At 43.3% G+C, this 16,863-nt stretch carries 15 protein-coding genes and 1 pseudogene; 7 read left to right on the forward strand and 9 right to left on the reverse strand.

Annotated elements, in window-relative coordinates:
• Positions 1-4 precede the first annotated feature (4 nt).
• From ACTRWF_RS08935 to ACTRWF_RS08945, 3 genes are all read right to left on the reverse strand, one after another.
• Complete coding sequence (locus ACTRWF_RS08935) at positions 5-463, reverse strand: hypothetical protein (protein WP_462835429.1); 459 nt, start codon at positions 461-463, stop codon at positions 5-7.
• A 130-nt stretch (positions 464-593) separates the two neighbouring features.
• Complete coding sequence (gene ylqF, locus ACTRWF_RS08940) at positions 594-1,592, reverse strand: ribosome biogenesis GTPase YlqF (RefSeq protein ID WP_020746356.1); 999 nt, start codon at positions 1,590-1,592, stop codon at positions 594-596.
• A 38-nt stretch (positions 1,593-1,630) separates the two neighbouring features.
• The gene (locus ACTRWF_RS08945) at positions 1,631-2,416 is read right to left on the reverse strand and encodes a TrmH family RNA methyltransferase (protein WP_462835430.1); all 786 of its coding nucleotides are present in this window, start codon (positions 2,414-2,416) and stop codon (positions 1,631-1,633) included.
• A 290-nt stretch (positions 2,417-2,706) separates the two neighbouring features.
• Between ACTRWF_RS08945 and ACTRWF_RS08950 the strand changes: the two genes are divergently transcribed.
• The gene (locus tag ACTRWF_RS08950; RefSeq protein ID WP_024016694.1) at positions 2,707-3,363 is read left to right on the forward strand and encodes a crotonase/enoyl-CoA hydratase family protein; all 657 of its coding nucleotides are present in this window, start codon (positions 2,707-2,709) and stop codon (positions 3,361-3,363) included.
• Between the two features lie 124 nt (positions 3,364-3,487).
• Here ACTRWF_RS08950 and ACTRWF_RS08955 read toward each other — a convergent pair whose 3' ends face one another.
• Positions 3,488-4,003 (reverse strand): Mpo1-like protein, encoded by a 516-nt coding sequence (locus ACTRWF_RS08955; protein ID WP_462835431.1) that lies wholly within the window; start codon positions 4,001-4,003, stop codon positions 3,488-3,490.
• A gap of 151 nt (positions 4,004-4,154) precedes the next feature.
• Between ACTRWF_RS08955 and ACTRWF_RS08960 the strand changes: the two genes are divergently transcribed.
• The 5 genes from ACTRWF_RS08960 to ACTRWF_RS08980 all read left to right on the forward strand — a co-directional run bounded on the left by ACTRWF_RS08960 (position 4,155) and on the right by ACTRWF_RS08980 (position 11,031).
• Complete coding sequence (locus ACTRWF_RS08960; RefSeq protein WP_462835432.1) at positions 4,155-4,979, forward strand: META domain-containing protein; 825 nt, start codon at positions 4,155-4,157, stop codon at positions 4,977-4,979.
• A 663-nt stretch (positions 4,980-5,642) separates the two neighbouring features.
• Complete coding sequence (betB, locus tag ACTRWF_RS08965) at positions 5,643-7,109, forward strand: betaine-aldehyde dehydrogenase (protein ID WP_462835433.1); 1,467 nt, start codon at positions 5,643-5,645, stop codon at positions 7,107-7,109.
• A gap of 21 nt (positions 7,110-7,130) precedes the next feature.
• Positions 7,131-8,783, forward strand: coding sequence for a choline dehydrogenase (gene betA / locus ACTRWF_RS08970; RefSeq protein WP_024016698.1), 1,653 nt, complete (start codon positions 7,131-7,133; stop codon positions 8,781-8,783).
• 165 nt (positions 8,784-8,948) lie between these two features.
• A complete protein-coding gene (locus ACTRWF_RS08975) occupies positions 8,949-10,166 on the forward strand; it encodes a quaternary ammonium permease (RefSeq protein WP_020744022.1) in 1,218 nt (405 codons plus the stop codon).
• A gap of 142 nt (positions 10,167-10,308) precedes the next feature.
• On the forward strand, positions 10,309-11,031 hold the full coding sequence (locus tag ACTRWF_RS08980; RefSeq protein ID WP_462835434.1) for a TorF family putative porin: 723 nt from the start codon (positions 10,309-10,311) through the stop codon (positions 11,029-11,031).
• A gap of 131 nt (positions 11,032-11,162) precedes the next feature.
• Here the strand turns inward: ACTRWF_RS08980 and rlmF are convergent, their stop codons facing one another.
• Together rlmF and ACTRWF_RS08990 are read right to left on the reverse strand one after the other, a co-directional pair.
• Entirely contained in the window at positions 11,163-12,137 is a 975-nt protein-coding gene (gene rlmF / locus ACTRWF_RS08985) for a 23S rRNA (adenine(1618)-N(6))-methyltransferase RlmF (protein WP_043960517.1), read from the reverse strand.
• Between the two features lie 6 nt (positions 12,138-12,143).
• Positions 12,144-12,332: pseudogene (locus ACTRWF_RS08990) on the reverse strand (redox-sensitive transcriptional activator SoxR); the annotation flags it as partial.
• A gap of 121 nt (positions 12,333-12,453) precedes the next feature.
• Between ACTRWF_RS08990 and ACTRWF_RS08995 the strand changes: the two are divergent.
• Entirely contained in the window at positions 12,454-13,791 is a 1,338-nt protein-coding gene (locus ACTRWF_RS08995; protein ID WP_411918791.1) for a M24 family metallopeptidase, read from the forward strand.
• Between the two features lie 180 nt (positions 13,792-13,971).
• On the opposite strand, the gene ACTRWF_RS09000 is transcribed toward ACTRWF_RS08995, so the two are convergent.
• From ACTRWF_RS09000 to ACTRWF_RS09010, 3 genes are all read right to left on the reverse strand, one after another.
• Positions 13,972-14,439: a hypothetical protein gene (locus tag ACTRWF_RS09000; RefSeq protein ID WP_020744028.1), complete on the reverse strand. Its 468-nt coding sequence runs from the start codon at positions 14,437-14,439 to the stop codon at positions 13,972-13,974.
• A 357-nt stretch (positions 14,440-14,796) separates the two neighbouring features.
• Entirely contained in the window at positions 14,797-15,909 is a 1,113-nt protein-coding gene (locus ACTRWF_RS09005) for a hypothetical protein (protein ID WP_043960117.1), read from the reverse strand.
• A 49-nt stretch (positions 15,910-15,958) separates the two neighbouring features.
• A complete protein-coding gene (locus ACTRWF_RS09010; protein ID WP_015067708.1) occupies positions 15,959-16,759 on the reverse strand; it encodes a PaaX-like protein in 801 nt (266 codons plus the stop codon).
• Positions 16,760-16,863 lie beyond the last annotated feature (104 nt).

Here is a 16,863-nt window from a genome sequence, read left to right on the forward strand (position 1 = left end):
CCTTCTAATTCAGATAAACCAAATTAATTGGCTCTCCTAGTAAGCTGGTATTAACCCCAAGTTCATGGTAGTAATCTGTACCGCCCACTGCCATAAGTTCACCGTTAGGTAAGCCTACTAGGTCTGCGCAAAATAACGCACCATCGTTTAAAAGCGCAAGACTCCCTGCGGCAGGTTTACACTTCAGTACACCATCCTCGTTCTCCTCACATTTCCCATTATCAGGGTAATTGTTTATCGGGTTGGTTATATTGGTGTTGTTTTGGTCGGGAAATTCGCCCGATACGAGTGGCTCTTCAAACGGGTCCGTAAAAACCCCTTTTTGTTTGCAGACTTCAATGTTTGAGCATTCGGGCGTCACAATGGGTACTTTGCCCTTGTTGCGATCGGCAATGGCAAATTGTGAGGCGATACTTAAAGAGAGTAAGGTGAGTGTAGGTAAAAATAACGGACGTTTTTGCATGATGGCATCCTATTCTTGTTGAGTGTACGCACTGCTAACTTAAGGGTGGCGCCCTCAAAATGTTAACAGCACGTTAACAACACGTATAAGAAAGATGCTTAGATGCAAAAATTAAAAGTTTTTTTATTTTTTATTTTTTACGCATTCTGCGGCTTTGTTCTTGGCGCTTTTCCTCGCGCTTTTCTTTTCTATCTTTTTTGTCAGGCGTTAGAGAGCCAGTTTTGAACTTCTCTTTTCTTTTTGCTTTTGCCTCGGCTTTTTTAGCGGCAGCCTTAGCCATTTCTTCTTTTTCATAAACTAGCATTTCTGGCGTTTCTAAGGTGACCCGACCAAGCTTACCAGACTGCAACTCCTTAAGGAGGATCTCACAGATTTTATGTAAATTAACCCGTCCCCCCGAAGCGATAGCACCACGCGTTTTTGCCGCTGCTTCTAAAAACTCAATTTCAGTTGAAGGAAGCTCGTCTAGCTTGAAACGCTCTTTCATTACTTCTGGGTAGGCTTTAATTAAATAGTCGGCAGCAAAAAAGCCCACATCGTCATATTCCATAGCAGTATTTTTTACCGCGCCAGATGAAGCTAATCGATATATAGAGTTCGGGTTTTCTAGTTTAGGCCACAGTACCCCAGGGGTATCGAATAAAATAATGCCGCTGCCTAAATTGATGCGTTGCTGACTTTTCGTTACGGCGGGTTCATTACCTGTTTTCGCAATTATTCGATCTGCAAGGATATTAATCAGCGTGGACTTTCCTACGTTAGGAATACCCGTGATCATTGCTTTTATCGCTTTCGGCTGGCCTTCTTTATAGGAACAAATACTGCGAATCAACTGCATGAGTTGCTTGCTATTACCCGGGTTGTCACTCGATGTAGTTATGGTTTTAACCCCCCGCTCTTTTTCGAGGCTTTCTTGCCATAGGGCGGTTAATTCCGGGTCTGCCAAGTCGTATTTATTAAGAATTTTGATACACGGCTTGTCGCCCCGAATTTTGGCAATCTCGGGGTTTTCGCTCGAATAAGGAATTCGCGCATCTAATACTTCAATAAGAATATCAACTTGATTAAGTGACTCTTTTATTTCTTTAAGGGCTTTGTGCATGTGCCCAGGGAACCATTGTAATGCCATGGTTAATTCCTATCGTAAACGTGTAGTAGGCGCTGAACTTAGCGCCTTAGCTCGTAAGCGCAAATATTAACGGCGCTGGCCAAGTTTAATGAGTCAATGTTACCACTTCCGGAAATGGTAAAGGCTGTTGCGTTTAATTGCCTTAATGATTCACTGGGTACACCTCGCGCTTCATTGCCAAACAGGTAGCACTGAAAGTCTTTAAAACCTTTTGTTTTGATATTAGCCCCGTTCATGTCTAAAAAAGCAAAGCGCTCAAAGCGTTCGCTTAGCGTATCTAACGGAACGTTAAGCTCCATATTTACATGAAAGATAGCGCCCATGCTGGACCGCACCACTTTAGAATTAAAGGGATCTACGCTATTGGGACTAAGCAATAACGTGAAGTTATCAAACCAAGCTAGGGTTCTTAAAATAGTGCCTAAGTTACCTGGGTCTTGCACTTCATAAAGATAAATATACTTGCTCTGTGAAGACTTCGCTTGTTCGCTGATAGCAGTTTTAAAATCTGAAGTGCTTGTTGTGGTTTTAGGCAACGGTACCCGAGCAATGATTCCTTGAGGCGATGTTGTGTCGCTGAGTTGCTGCATTTGCTGAGAAGATACGATCTGTACCTTAATATTAGCACGGGAAATATCGCTATTTTGGCTTATCCAAGACTCATATTCAGTCGTCGCGTAAAGCGTAATGTCGTTAAAAAAGCCGTGGTCGTCATCACTCACTTTAAGCAACTCCAAAACTAAGTGCTCCCCCTCCACCAAATAGAAGCCAAACTGGTTTCTATATTTCTTCTGATGAAGCTTCTTCACATCACTTAGTTTCATTATCACAACCCTTTTCTTAACTTTCGGCGCAAGTGTAAGGTATGCAGCGAAAAACGCAAAGCAGCAAGTCGTTTTAGTAACGTAAAAAGGGACAGGCTTTTGACTAGATATAGGAAAAAATAATTACTTCGCTTGCTCTGGTTAAAATTAGTTATCCCCATAATGAGCAACAAAGCACTATCATAATAAATATCAATTACCTACAATCACTGCTAGAAAGTTGCACCGAATGTAGTGTGACGTACATTGAAGTTTTGACTTCCCCTACTTAGAAAGTAACAGGACATACCATGGCGTTTAATTTAGCGATTAATAACGATATTGCAGTCATTACGTTTGATGACGGAAAAGTTAATGCAGTTGGCTTTACCCTTATTGAGCAATTCAACAATGCCCTTGATGAAGCAGAAAAAAACGCGAAAGCCGTTGTACTGCATGGCGGAGAAGGCAAGTTCTGCGGCGGGTTCGACTTATCAGTTATGAAGTCTGGGGACAAAGATAAACAACACGAGCTTGTATCGAAAGGGGCTGATTTAATTGTACGCCTTTATAGCTTTCCGCTACCGGTTATTGTTGCTGCAGAAGGCCACAGTATCGCAATGGGCGCTATTATGCTTATGGCGTCAGACTTGCGCATAGGTAAAGATGCGGATACCAAATACGGCCTCAACGAGACGGCTATCGGTATGGTACTACCGCCTTTTGGTATGGAACTCGCCAAAGCAAGGCTTGCTAACACGAGCCAAACCGAAGCGCTACTTTTCTCTCGTATTTATCAAGGTAGCGAAGCGGTGAAAGCGGGCTTTTTAGATGCAGCCGTACCACAAGAGAAAGTGTTAGCAACAGCTATGGGATACGCGGAACAACTTAAAATGCTGCCTTCCCAAGCATTCGCAGCATCTAAACTTCAGCTGCGAAAAGAAACCTTAGAAAAGATGAAAGGCTAACGTAAGAAGCAACTACGGATTAAATAGAAGGCCATTAAATAGCAAGGTGAGCATAGGCCCCCAGCATTCGAAATGCGCGTTAACGTTGATAATGTTAACGCGCATCTGACTATCTTACCTCGTGCTATCTAATAGGGCCTGAACGGCGCTCAATTTCTTCTTTAAGTGTATTCCTGAAGCCTAGTTCAAAGCTCAGCTCCGCTAATACAAACAATGGCCCAATGGCTAACCCCATAATGTCATCGACAAAAGCAGGCTTTTTGCCTTCGTAATGATGACCGATAAACTGTAATATCCAGCCCACTACAAATATGCTCAATGAGATAGCCAGCCATGTACCTACGCCATACTGTGCAATAGGCTGAGCAAAATAGACCATGGCGCCAGTGATAAGCGCCATTGTAACGCCAAGCTTTACATCTAATTTAATGTAAAACGCATTACCGATAAGCCAAACAAACAGTGCCGGGCTCGCGTTAATCGTACCAATTAGCGGAAGGTGTACCGCAATGGCTGGCTTGCTCAGTAAGCAAAACACTGAAAAAACAATAAGCGGTATACCAATATAATGGGTATATATATTTCGTTGGTCTCTGTGGTACTTTGCGTATTCACTTAAATGTTGTTCTAAATTTTTCATACTGTATCTACGACAAGTTATCTTGAAATACCAGTTTACTCTGTACGTTAACGAACGAACTGTCGTCTTCACGACAGTAGTAACGCAAAGGTGAACTTAGTCATACTATTTCACTCATAGTGCTATTAACAAAAGATGATTGGGAGTATTTATGACCTACAGGACGTATCTTGGGGCGTTAACTGGCGCCGCACTTTTCTCTTTAGCAGCCTGCAGCACGTCACCCGATATTGATGGTTCACCTTCATCAGATTTAGGTGCGCAATCAACCCCGAGTGAGCTAACGACCTTTACCGATAGTCACTGGCAAGTGGAAAGCATTAAACAAGGCGGTATTATTAATTACAGCAATATTACTATGAACATCAGTAACAACCGTATAAGCGGTAGCACAGGATGTAACCGATACACGGGTACCATCAATGTAGAAAGTGAAAGCGACGAGCGATTTACTTTAACCACTGACAATATCGCACTAAGCAGAAAGATGTGCGCCCCAGCATTAATGAAACAAGAGCAGCAATTTATTGATGCACTTACAGAGACCGCTTTTTACGCTATCGATAAAAATACATTACTTACCCTATTTAACAGCAATAAAGTAGAAACGGTCAAAGCCATTATCACCTCGGGGTCACTGTCCTCTATGCAGCCGACACCTAATGGACCGCAAGCGACCAACCTCCAGCAACGCCCCGTAAGTGAAAAACAGGATCGAGTTAACACGCCACAGCCCAGTGCAAAGGTTTATGACTGCGAAACCCCCAGCGCGAATACTACCTCACTGAAAGTTAACAGCTTAGGTCCAGACACTCTGGCATTAACACTTAACAATACACATCATATTGTGCAGCTTTCGCGCGCGGCATCTGGCGCGAAATATACGAATAACAAAAACGTCGTTTTTTGGAATAAAGGCGATGAAGCGACACTCTCGGTCAATTCAGGTAACTATTACTGCAGCCTAATTAAGTAGACGTACACGCTACGTAATCGGCAATTTGCCCTAAGGCGAGTGAGCGTATCCATTCTTACTCGCCTTCTCCCTTCCTTCGAACTTGAACAACGCTTTTTTTGCGTTATGACTTGAAGCTGTTTTATTCCGTGTTCCTTCAAGCATATACCCTAACTATCACAGCGCTCGCGTAACATAATTAGTTTCAGCTAAACATTTTCCTTTAGGTCATGAGCCTAAATACCCACTCAGTGATAAAAAATGCCGACACTAGACACTTTTTAATGTTTGCGATTTTTTACTTATGTAGCAGTTATTTAGTTGATTAACACTCACTTAAAATGAATGTATTCCCCCCCTCCTTCACTAAGACAAAGTTGAAATAATAGTTAGAGCACTATACAATTTATTTTTATTGAACGACCAATTAAAATAAAATCACTGTTAAGAACGAAGCGTTTCAGCGCTTAAAATAGACGGTTCGAGGCACAGCAGGCTTGGAAAGTAACGGTGATTTTAATGAAGCGTGAAGCACTTGATATAAACGTTATCTCTTGAGAAAGAGAAAAATAGTTTCAACACTATTCATCGTATTGAAACTATAGTTATGTATTTATTTGCACATTTTTAGCTTCAACAATTTGGCGAGAATCTTCAGCACCTTTTTAACGTAGGAGTTTATGCATGTCATTACCGACTTATCAGAATTTTATTCACGGCAAGCCGATGGCAAACAAAAGCAAAGAAGCCTTTGCAGTAACCAACCCCGCAACCGGTGAAGTAATTTACCACGTAGAAGTGGCTGATGAGTTCATTCAACAAGAAGCAATAAAAAGCGCAAAAGAAGGCTTTGCGGTTTGGTCTGCAATGATGCCAATTGAAAGAACCCGCATTTTAAATAAAGCGGTGGCGCTGCTTCGAGAACGTAATGACGAACTAGCAAAATTTGAAGTGCTTGATACGGGTAAGCCGATTCAAGAAGCTGACTGCGTAGATATTGAAACCGGTGCTGATGTTATTGAATATTACGCAGGTCTTGCCCCTACTCAACTGGGTACGCAGCAGCCTGTTGGCGGTGATTTTTTCTATACCCGTAAAGAGGCGCTTGGCGTTTGTGCAGGTATTGGCGCGTGGAATTACCCTATTCAGATCGCATGCTGGAAATCAGGCCCTGCACTTGCTGCCGGTAATGCGTTTATCTTCAAACCTTCTGAAGAAACGCCGATGGGCGCACTTAAACTTGCCGAGATCTTTATCGAAGCCGGCGTACCTGCTGGTGTATTTAATGTGGTTCAAGGTGCCGCTGAAGTGGGCCAATGGCTTACAAGTAGCGCTGACATTGAGAAGGTGTCATTTACCGGTGAAGTGGGTACCGGCAAAAAGGTAATGCAAAGCGCAGCTGCGTCTAACCTTAAAGACGTCACTATGGAACTTGGCGGTAAATCACCGCTCGTCGTATTTGAAGATGCGGATGTTAGTCAAGCAGTAAGCGCGGCAATGCTTGGTAATTTCTATACCCAAGGTGAAATCTGCACAAACTGTACACGCGTTTTTGTACAGCGTTCTGTCTATCAAGCCTTTATCGACGAGCTAAAAACCCGCACGGAAAATAACATTGTAATGGGCGATCCGCTCGACCCTAACGTAAACCTAGGCGCTCTTATTTCTAAAAAGCACCAAGAGCTTGTACTTGGCTACATTGCTAAAGGTAAAGAAGAAGGTGCTACCCTTCTAACGGGTGGCAACGCAGCCTCTCCTGCGTCAGCTCTGAACGGTTTCTTTGTTGAACCCACTATTTTCACAGACTGCACCGACGATATGACTATCGTGAAAGAAGAAATCTTTGGCCCGGTAATGAGCGTGCTAGTTTTTGATGACGAAGATGAAGTTATTGCCCGAGCTAACGACACTGAGTTAGGTCTAGCGGCTGGTGTATTCAGTAAAGACATTCAGCGCGCGCACCGCGTTATTCACCAGCTTGAAGCTGGTATCTGCTGGATTAATGCTTATGGAAACTCACCCGCGGAAATGCCTGTAGGCGGTTATAAGCAGTCAGGTATTGGCCGCGAGAACGGGGTCGAAACGCTTAATAGCTACACGCAAACCAAGTCGGTTTACGTTGGCATGAGCGAAATAGAGAGCCCGTTTTAAGGCGCGTCCTAAGGAGTGAATATGCAAACGTTTGATTACATTATTGTAGGTGCAGGTTCTGCCGGCTGTGTATTAGCGAACCGCCTGTCGGAAAACCCTAAACACAAGGTGCTGCTGCTTGAAACCGGTGGCTCTGATAAAAGCATTTTTATCAAAATGCCAACAGCGCTGTCTATTCCTATGAATACCGACAAGTACGCGTGGCAGTTTAATACCGAGAAAGAACCTTATCTAAACAATCGCGAAATGCACTGTCCTCGCGGAAAGGTATTAGGTGGCTCTTCTTCTATCAATGGCATGGTGTATGTGCGCGGACATGCAAAAGACTTTGATGAATGGGAAGCCCACGGCGCAGAAGGCTGGAATTACCAAGCCTGTCTCCCGTATTTTCAAAAAGCTGAAACCTGGTACAAAGGCAATGATGCTTACCGTGGCGGCAATGGCGAACTTGGCGTCAATAACGGTAATGAAATGAAGAACCCGCTTTACACGGCCTTCATTAAAGCCGGCAAACAAGCGGGCTATGACATTACAAGCGACTACAACGCCAAGCAACAAGAGGGATTTGGCCCTATGCATATGACCGTTAAAGATGGCGTGCGCAGTTCTGCGAGTCGCGAGTACCTAGACCCTGTTAAACACCGTAAGAATTTGACCATCGTAACTGGCGCACTGGTAACTAAAGTTGTGCTAGAAGACAAAGTGGCTAAAGGCGTTGAGTATGTGGTTAACGGTAAAACCGAAACGGCACGTACGTCTAACGAAGTTATTTTAAGCGCGGGCTCAATTGGCTCACCACATATCCTTCAATTGTCAGGTGTTGGTGATAGCGAAGCCTTAGCCAAAGCGGGAATTGACGTAAAGCATCACCTGCCGGGCGTGGGTCAGAATTTGCAAGATCACTTGGAGTTTTACTTCCAATATAAATGCAAACAACCGATTACGCTAAACCGCAAACTAGGTCTTATTTCAAAGGGCCTTATTGGTGCCCGTTGGTTGCTAAACCGCTCTGGTTTAGGAGCAACAAATCATTTCGAATCGTGCGCTTTTATCCGCTCTAAGGCCGATGTGGAATGGCCTGACATTCAATACCACTTCTTGCCTGCGGCCATTCGCTATGACGGAAAGTCAGCGTTTGACGGCGATGGCTTCCAAGTTCACGTAGGGCATAACAAGCCTAAAAGTCGAGGCAGCGTCACTATTCAGTCAGCCGACCCAACGGTGCCGCCTAAGATTTTGTTCAACTACCTACAGCACCAAGATGATATTGAAGGGTTTAGAGCATGCGTAAGACTTACAAGAGAAATTATCGCTCAGTCAGCATTCGACGACTTCAGAGACGGCGAAATACAGCCTGGCGAACACATTCAGACGGATGAAGAAATAGACGCCTTTGTACGTGAAGCTGTTGAAAGCGCCTACCACCCATCGTGTTCTTGCAAAATGGGCGAAGACGACATGGCGGTCGTGAACTCACAAACGAAAGTTCACGGCATTAAAGGCCTGCGGGTGGTCGATTCATCTATTTTCCCAACTATTCCAAACGGCAACTTGAATGCGCCAACCATTATGGTGGCAGAAAAAGCTGCGGATATGATTTTGGGTAAGCCGGCGCTGCCATCACAGGACGTACCTGTGTCTATTCACCCGAATTGGCAAACCGAACAGCGCTAATTATTTCATTCTATTTTGCACCAATGCGCTTGTAGTTACTTCAAGCGCATCATCCACAGTGCCTATATGTCGCCTTTATATGGCTGATGCATAGCTGGGTGGGCTGTTTAATAACTAAAAAAGGAAAAAACATGTTACATTTTTATCAATACTGGGAGGGTGATAATGACAGTATGGCTTAGTGCAGGCATTATTTTTACCCTACTTTCTGTCGCGTACATTTTGTTTAAATGGGGCAACATGAAAGTGGTTGGCGTAACGCCAGTTAGAACCTTTACCTTTATTGCTATTCTTTTCACCTCAGGTTTAGACGTGGGCCTTATCATGTTCCCGCTAACCGAATTTGCAGGTTATGCTGACATAAGCGCAAGTCCTGAATATGCATTCACCAACCCACTCGCTATCGAGTTCGGCTTTTGGGGTTTCTTAATTTGGGGGTTCTACTTTCTTACTTGCTTTTATTTCTGCGTAATCGAACCCAAGGTTAAATTCTTTGAAAACCCTGTTGTTAAGCTAGTTAACAACGTTGTGATCATTGGCACCTGTGCTTTCACGGCATTTTTGTTGCTCTCGAACCTACCTTGGTATCTGCCCTCTGTCGGTGACGGTGAATCTATCGTACCCGCCTTTTACCTGATTGTTTTCGCGGCCATTGCGTTTGCGGTTTACTCAAGTACAAGCATTAAGTATGTACGTATTTTAAGCCTAACCACAACGTGGGTGTTTATTGCCTTAATTGTTGGCATGTGGGCCGGCGCATTCATATTTGGCGAAAGCAAAATGATGGCGTATTTCACCAATCTAGGTCTTATTGGTGGCTACTTTGCTAACATTGATAACTTTGTATTGCCTATCAATGAATATCATGCATTTTATCTGTTCTGGTGGTTTAGTTGGAGCATAATGATCGGCCAATTTACATCTCGATTTGTAGGCGGCCTTAGAACCTATCAAGTGTTACTGGCAATGATGGTCATTCCGTCTATTCCTATCGCAGCTTGGTTCTCTGTGCTTTACCATTATCACAGCGCAGGGATCCCAACGGAAGGTATCACTAATTTAGCGATGGTTTTTGTCGGCGTTGTGTTTGTAATCAACTCTCTTGATTCATTAATAAGGCTTTACACAGATAACCTCAACATATCGGTTGAACGTATAGGCAAGACCAATTACATCGCCTTGAATATCGTTGCACTGTCGCTGCTAACGTTATTATTCAAATTAGATTTCTTGCAAATCCAGTGGGTTGGCGCGCTAGTTATTGCCATATTCTTTAGCTGCTTTGCTTTCATTCTAAGTCAGAAGTTTAAATCGGTAACGGCGATTAAAACCTCGCCGAAAGAAAACAAAATCGACTTTACGAAAATAGAAAATCTTAACTAATTAACGCATTTTATCGCTTCCCACTTTTTGTTCCCATTGGCTCAGTAATGAGCCAACGGGGCAAGTCTTGCCTATCGCAAGACATCTAAAGGGTGTTAATTGAGAAGCGAATACAAACAATGATAAAAACAGGTGTTTAACAATGAAAAAACCGTATGCGTCTTTAACATCTTCTAGTGTATTCACTGCTGCTATTGCGGCAACACTTTATTCATCAGCATCTTTCGCAGATTGGAGCGCGAACATCTCAGCGGTTTCTGACTATACCTTTAACGGAGTCAGCCAGACCCAAAATGATCCAGCGCTACAGGGCGGCGTTGATAAAGCATTCGAAAACGGAAGCTACGCTGGCACGTGGGCATCTAACGTAGATTTTGGTGGCGACACCAACCTTGAATGGGACTTTTACGTAGGTAGCTATCAAATGGTTACCGACACCGTTAGCATCGACTACGGTATTGCCTACTACTCGTATCACGGTGGTGACAATTCAAGCGACGGTAACTACCCGGAAGTTTATACTAAATTTGGTTACGCTAACGATTACGGAAGTTCAGAGCTTAACTTTTGGTACACATGGGACTACTTTGGCACTGGCGCTAAACACGCTATCGCAATGGTTGCCCATACCTTCGAACTCGCCCCGAACCACTATTTACGCGCAAGTTTCGACGTGTCGAACTCGCTAGACAGCGACAAGTGGATTTGGCAAGACGATGAAACCTCGTTTTATCATTACCGCTTAGCTTATCAAACGAGCTACGAAGGGTTTGATTTCGAAATCGCGGCTGAAAATACTAACTTAGATTACGATACTGCTGATGAGCGTATTGTATTTGGTGTATCTAAAACGTTTAGCTTCTAAAGCCTGCTTTTAAGCACTATTTTCTAATATAGAAAACAAGGGCTAAGCATAAAGTTAACGCGTGCGCATGCCGTTATTAATGCGCACGCTTTTTATGGCTTTTCTTGTTGAATTTTGCCGCTAAATAGTCGTTAAAACGACCACGCGATAAAGCGACTTACCTTACTCCCCTGCCCCATATCAATGACTTCACATTCACGTGCGCCGTAGTAATTAATGCTCGTTTTAAGTGGCTTTAAATGCGCGCTTTTCGATACCAAGCAGGTAAACCATTCAACATTGTCTTTTACGTTAACACTTTCTTTAATCATGCGTTGAATAAACGCAAGCTCGCCGCCTTCACACCACAGTTCGTTCGCTTGACCCGCAAAGTTTAGGTTGGCCTGTTTCGCGACATTTTCTGTAACCTTGTTATGCCCTTTTGATTTCGCGCTATGAGCGAACCCCTTTGGTGATTTTGCCGGTAGTTTGCCACCACGCTTGTGCTTATTACGGGCTAAATTTGATGTTTTTCGATGAGTGCCGAGTAACGCATCTTCTGCAGACTTATGAAAAGGTGGGTTACACATAGTAAAAGTGAAATGCTCGTTATCCTTAATAATACCCTCAAAAATATGTGCACTATCGGCTTGTTTTCGCACGCTAAATTTATTGGTTAGCCTTTTATTTTTGCTCGCTATTCGCGTAGCACTTTTAACCGCTTGGCCGTCTACATCACTGCCCACAAATTCCCAGTCATACGAGGCCACTCCAATAATGGGGTAAATTGCATTGGCACCCACGCCCACGTCTAGACCGCGAACAGCGAGACCCCGAACAGCGTCTCGCTTTTCATCAGATTGATATAATAAATCGGCAATGCCGTGAATATAGTCGGCTCTACCTGGAACAGGCGGACACAAATATCCTTCCGGCATGTCCCAATATTCAAGCTTATAGTAGTGGAAAAGCAGCGCAGCGTTGAGCGCTTTTACCGCGTTGGGATTGGTAAAATCGATACTCGTTTTGCCACTTTTTGCGCGCACTAAGAAAGGTTTAAGTGCGGGATACGACTGGCACAGCGCATCCATGGGATAGCCGTTCTTGTGAAGATTTCTTGGGTGCATGAAGCGCTACTTTTTATTGGAAATTAGAAATTGAGACTGCACGTTATCATCGAGCAACTGGGCGCCACTGCCCCGGGCTGCCACTTTATCGTCGTTATTGTATAGCCTGCAGCGTTCTAATGACAAACACCCACAGCCAATACACCCCTCTAACGACGTTTTCAAACTAGTCAGCGCCGCTATTTTTGCTTCAAGAGGTTAAGGTAGTTTCATCAAGATAGCCACTCAATTGATTTATATATACAAAGCATAATTTACGTGTTAACGATATAAATAATAGACAGAAAATAGAAAAGTTATGAAAAAAATCAACGGAATGCATATGAACAAAGTTATATTTATTCTACTCACCCTCTTCAGTTTCAGTGCACTAGCTAACTCAGTTCTCTCAATGAAAGAACGTAGCGCATTAATTGACACTATTCTTGAGCAACGTTTCAGTGATGTACTCCCTGAAATTATGGAGCGTGAAGGCATCGACATGTGGGTGCTGATGTCACGAGAGTACAATGAAGATCCTGTTTTAAAGACCATGCTGCCCTCTACATGGCTAGCTGCTAGGCGCCATACCATGTTAGTCATTTATAATCCTGGGGATGGTCGCCCCCTTGAAAAGTTAGCAGTAGCGCGATACGCCGTAGGTTCACTATTTGAAAAGGCGTGGGACAAAGAAGCCCAACCTGATCAATGGCAAGCGTTGAAGCACATTATAGAATCGCGAAACCCAACGAAAATTGCCATCAATACTTCCGATGCTTTTGCCCTTGCAGACGGTATGACATCAACCGAATACAATAGGTTTATGGCCACACTATCTGATCAATTCAAACGTCGAGTGGTAAGCGGTGAAATGCTTGCTATTGGTTGGCTAGAGACGCGTAGTGAGTTAGAGATGAAGCACTACCCTGCTCTTGCGCAAATTGGCCATTCGCTTATCGCCACGGCATTTTCTAATGAAGTCATTACCCCTAATGTCACTACAACCGATGACGTGGTTTGGTGGCTTCGCGATCAAACTCGCGCACTAGGCTTAACCAACTGGTTCCACCCTACTGTTTCTATCCAACGTAAAGACAGCGAAGTTTTTGATCAAATCAGTGCGTTTAGTAAGCGCCCTGGCGAAAATATTATTCGACCTGGTGATTTAATTCACGTTGATTTTGGCATTACTTACCTTCGGCTTAACACTGATCAACAACAGCATGCTTACGTGCTAAAGCCCGGAGAAAAAGACGCACCAGCGTCACTCAAAAATGCGCTCAAAGCCGGTAACCAGTTGCAAGACATACTAACCAGTAATTTTAAAGTAGGAAGAACAGGTAACACTATTTTAAATATGTCGCGACAGCAGGCTATAGAACAGGGTATCACGCCCGCTATTTACACTCACCCGCTTGGTTTTCATGGGCATGCAGCTGGCCCAACTATAGGAATGTGGGATGCACAAGAAGGAGTGCCTATTAAAGGTGATTACCCAATGTTTGCACAAACGGCGTACTCTATAGAACTTAATGCAGCGAGTTTTATTGAGAAGTGGAACAAAAAGATAAGAATTATGCTGGAAGAAGATGCGTTTTTTGACGGTAAGTCAGTGACGTATTTAGATAATAGGCAGACTGAGTTTCACTTAATTCATTCGGGAGAAGCGCAATAACTATACGTGAGGCGTTGAGTTTATTTTGAAATATAAGCGCTAACGTGTGGCAAGAATAGCCAGTAAGGGAAAAGAGACTGAGAGATAAAATTTGTAAAGTGTCAGGCCTTTCGCCTTTTAAGCGAAAGGCCATGAAACTGTACATAGAATTAGCAGTAGGTTGCTACCCTTTTCGCAGGCTTATTCAGCAGCAGTGCGAACAACCACGTTTTCCGTTTTGTATTCACGAACAAAGTCAGAAATTGCTTTGTGGTTACAGATAATGTTTTCACCTTCTAAATCAAACTTTGCTAGTGCCGCTTCTTTACCTACAGACAGCGCTTCTAAACATGCTTGCGAAGCTACATCTTTGTTTTTAGCAACAAGAGCAACAGTTTTAGCGTTGTCAGAGGCTTTGTTGTTTTTGTACATGTAAGCGAACGTGCGAAGTGACTCGCCGTTACAGCGAACTGATGCACTAAACTCTTCCGCATTAAAACCTTTTGAGCGAATAAGGCGCAATGCAGGACCAAAACCATCTTTAGCTGCAGTCAAACACGCTTGTGTTTCAATATTATCGTTAATTGGCTTAAGTGCGATGTCTTTTGCGAAAGACTGAGTTGCAGCAACAGATAGCGTTAAAGCAATAGCGAAAGTAGACAGTTTCATTTTTTGAAATCCTATTTTGTAACTAAATTAGATATCACCTAAGTGATGTGTACATTATGAACAATACTTTCAAAAAATAAAGCAATATTCGTAATTAAATTACAGAAAAAGCAAAATAAACAGACAGATCACGCCAAAACTGAAAGTTATTTACAAAAAATAACAAGTTTTGTATAAACATTTACATATAAGTCTTTTTCGTTACAGCTTTTGGCTATTTATAAGTTGGGTATAATGCTGGCAGATGCGGTTAAGCGGTAGATACAAAAACGCGCTGGCAACAGGGCTCAGCGCGTCTGAAACTAAAAATCTATTGGAAGACTCTTTGAGCAATAACGCAGAGTCTTGTTCACAGAACTATAAAATCAAATCATGCATCCAATTGATTGAAGGTAGTTGCTGCTCAGGTTGGTAAAACAGTCTATTTAGCCTACCCAGTAAATTTACCGACCGACTTGGATCGTGCGCTTTCATTCTGTGTGCACTTTCAGTACGCATAAATTCCCAAGGCTGTAAATTTAAATCATCAACCTCTTGCTGTTCTACACCAAGAGACTTCAGGGTAGAGAGGATACGCTCAGTCTTACTCTCTGCGATGGGAATAATCTGGTTACCGTACAGCTCGTCTAATGGCGCATTAACCGCTTCTAACGTATGATTGATTGCAGACCACACATCGTCGTGATCAAACGCCCATCCACGCGGTGCGTAGTAACCTTCTATTTCCCACTCAAATTCCGCGTTACTTACTGCAATAGAGCTTTCTGCTTCGGGCGAATAGGCTAAATCCGGCTTAGCCCCAATATTGTATGCATCAACACTCATAGCAACACAAACAATAAGATCACCGCAATATTGAGGGTTGGTATACAGGGCTTCAAACGCAGCCCGTTTAACGCCCATCCAACCGTGAACTTTAGAGGGCTGCTCTACAAAGTGACGTACGTCATCTGGCAGGTCTTCACCGTAAAGATCGATGAGTAAAGGCAACGGGTTTTGATCCGGTGCTTCATCTGGCATCCATACTTCGTATTCTTGACGGTTATCGGCCTTTCCTCGGCTTTTTATGCCATAAGATAAATTTACGGGTCTACAGATACTGCGATCTTCATCTACTTTGTGAAAATATTCAGAGCGCATACGCTTAATAAATGGGGCATCTAGACCCGCAAGCGCGGCTGTCGGATACCGATAACCAATTTCGCTGTGCTCAACCATATGTAAAGTGGGAATAGCTTGCGTCAGTTTTCTTTTCAAACCCGACAATGTATTCACTTTTGGTAGAACGATACTGCGCTCTGGCTCTATGGTTAACCTGCTGCCATCTTCAGTAATAAACTTTGGCGTTTTGTGAAACTCATAACCGTTAAACCCCATTGTTTTTACCGCTGCATTTCTATATTGCGATAGTTCACTAAAAAGCGCGGTGTGATTGCGAATATGTTTAAATAACGGTCTTGATGCGGTCATATTTACTTCCAGTTCGGCTACTTCTATTTTAATTCAGGGGTCTATTGACCTAATTCTTTGATAAAAAGCGATGCCATATTTCTGCGCCTACATCGTCATAGTGTTTTACCAAATCTCGATAGCGCTTACGCAAAGCGACATCCACCAGTGGCGATGGTAATAAAGGGTCGAATACCAGTCGATATAACGCGCTATCACCTACGACATATGACTCTTTGGTGGCTTCTTCAAGAGGTAAGCGATGCAGATGCTTCAGCGACTGTTCAATTTCCTCGCATCCGTTGCGATAAAGCTCTTCAAGATCATCCTGACGCCACAACTCCATTGCCTTGTTATGCATTTTGTCTTCAAAGTCAGTGGCACTAAAAACCATGACTTTCTTGGACAACCCCAGTGTCTGAAGTTTTCCTCTTACCCCTTTTGCACCATCAAGAATGTTATTCGGTCTAATATACATGTCGCTTACTAGCTTTCTCATTCCCACTAGCTTTAGCGCACGTTCGTTAGTTCTTTGCTGCTTCTTATCACTTTTTGGTAGCGTATTGGTCTGCGCTACCACCCAATCGTTACCCCACGACATAAGGCTGTCTTCGGCGCTGCGCCATTGACTAATTTCTTTAGCAAACTGCTTACCATTTTCCCCAAGCGCGTAATAACCACGCTCAACTAGGGTGATCAGCTGCATAGACTGTAAACGCGTTAGCGTAACGCGAATGTTATTTTCAGAAATGCCAAATAACGCGCCTACCCTCACTGCAGAAGCAGCATTCATTTGTATATTTTCTCGTGAACCGAGAAGTTTCAACAGTAGCTTTCTCGCCACTGGCTTTTTCACTATTGCTTGTTGCACCGTATAACTACTTCTTCATGTGGCTTAATTACGTGTCTGTGTTTCTGTCAACGTTAAAAACCATCATTATACAAAGGGTTGTCGAGCACAAACATTACATAATT

Source organism: Alteromonas sp. G5_S2_22_S1, from assembly GCF_054968525.1.

Bases quoted from the DNA above. Each gene is read 5' to 3' on its own strand.
- ACTRWF_RS08935 (WP_462835429.1), bottom strand. From the start codon at position 463: ATGCAAAAACGTCCGTTATTTTTACCTACACTCACCTTACTCTCTTTA.
- ACTRWF_RS08945 (WP_462835430.1), bottom strand. From the start codon at position 2,416: ATGAAACTAAGTGATGTGAAGAAGCTTCATCAGAAGAAATATAGAAAC.
- ACTRWF_RS08960 (WP_462835432.1), top strand. From the start codon at position 4,155: ATGACCTACAGGACGTATCTTGGGGCGTTAACTGGCGCCGCACTTTTC.
- betA (WP_024016698.1), top strand. From the start codon at position 7,131: ATGCAAACGTTTGATTACATTATTGTAGGTGCAGGTTCTGCCGGCTGT.
- ACTRWF_RS08955 (WP_462835431.1), bottom strand. From the start codon at position 4,003: ATGAAAAATTTAGAACAACATTTAAGTGAATACGCAAAGTACCACAGA.
- betB (WP_462835433.1), top strand. From the start codon at position 5,643: ATGTCATTACCGACTTATCAGAATTTTATTCACGGCAAGCCGATGGCA.
- ACTRWF_RS08980 (WP_462835434.1), top strand. From the start codon at position 10,309: ATGAAAAAACCGTATGCGTCTTTAACATCTTCTAGTGTATTCACTGCT.
- ACTRWF_RS09000 (WP_020744028.1), bottom strand. From the start codon at position 14,439: ATGAAACTGTCTACTTTCGCTATTGCTTTAACGCTATCTGTTGCTGCA.
- ylqF (WP_020746356.1), bottom strand. From the start codon at position 1,592: ATGGCATTACAATGGTTCCCTGGGCACATGCACAAAGCCCTTAAAGAA.
- ACTRWF_RS09005 (WP_043960117.1), bottom strand. From the start codon at position 15,909: ATGACCGCATCAAGACCGTTATTTAAACATATTCGCAATCACACCGCG.
- rlmF (WP_043960517.1), bottom strand. From the start codon at position 12,137: ATGCACCCAAGAAATCTTCACAAGAACGGCTATCCCATGGATGCGCTG.
- ACTRWF_RS08975 (WP_020744022.1), top strand. From the start codon at position 8,949: ATGACAGTATGGCTTAGTGCAGGCATTATTTTTACCCTACTTTCTGTC.
- ACTRWF_RS08950 (WP_024016694.1), top strand. From the start codon at position 2,707: ATGGCGTTTAATTTAGCGATTAATAACGATATTGCAGTCATTACGTTT.
- ACTRWF_RS08995 (WP_411918791.1), top strand. From the start codon at position 12,454: ATGCATATGAACAAAGTTATATTTATTCTACTCACCCTCTTCAGTTTC.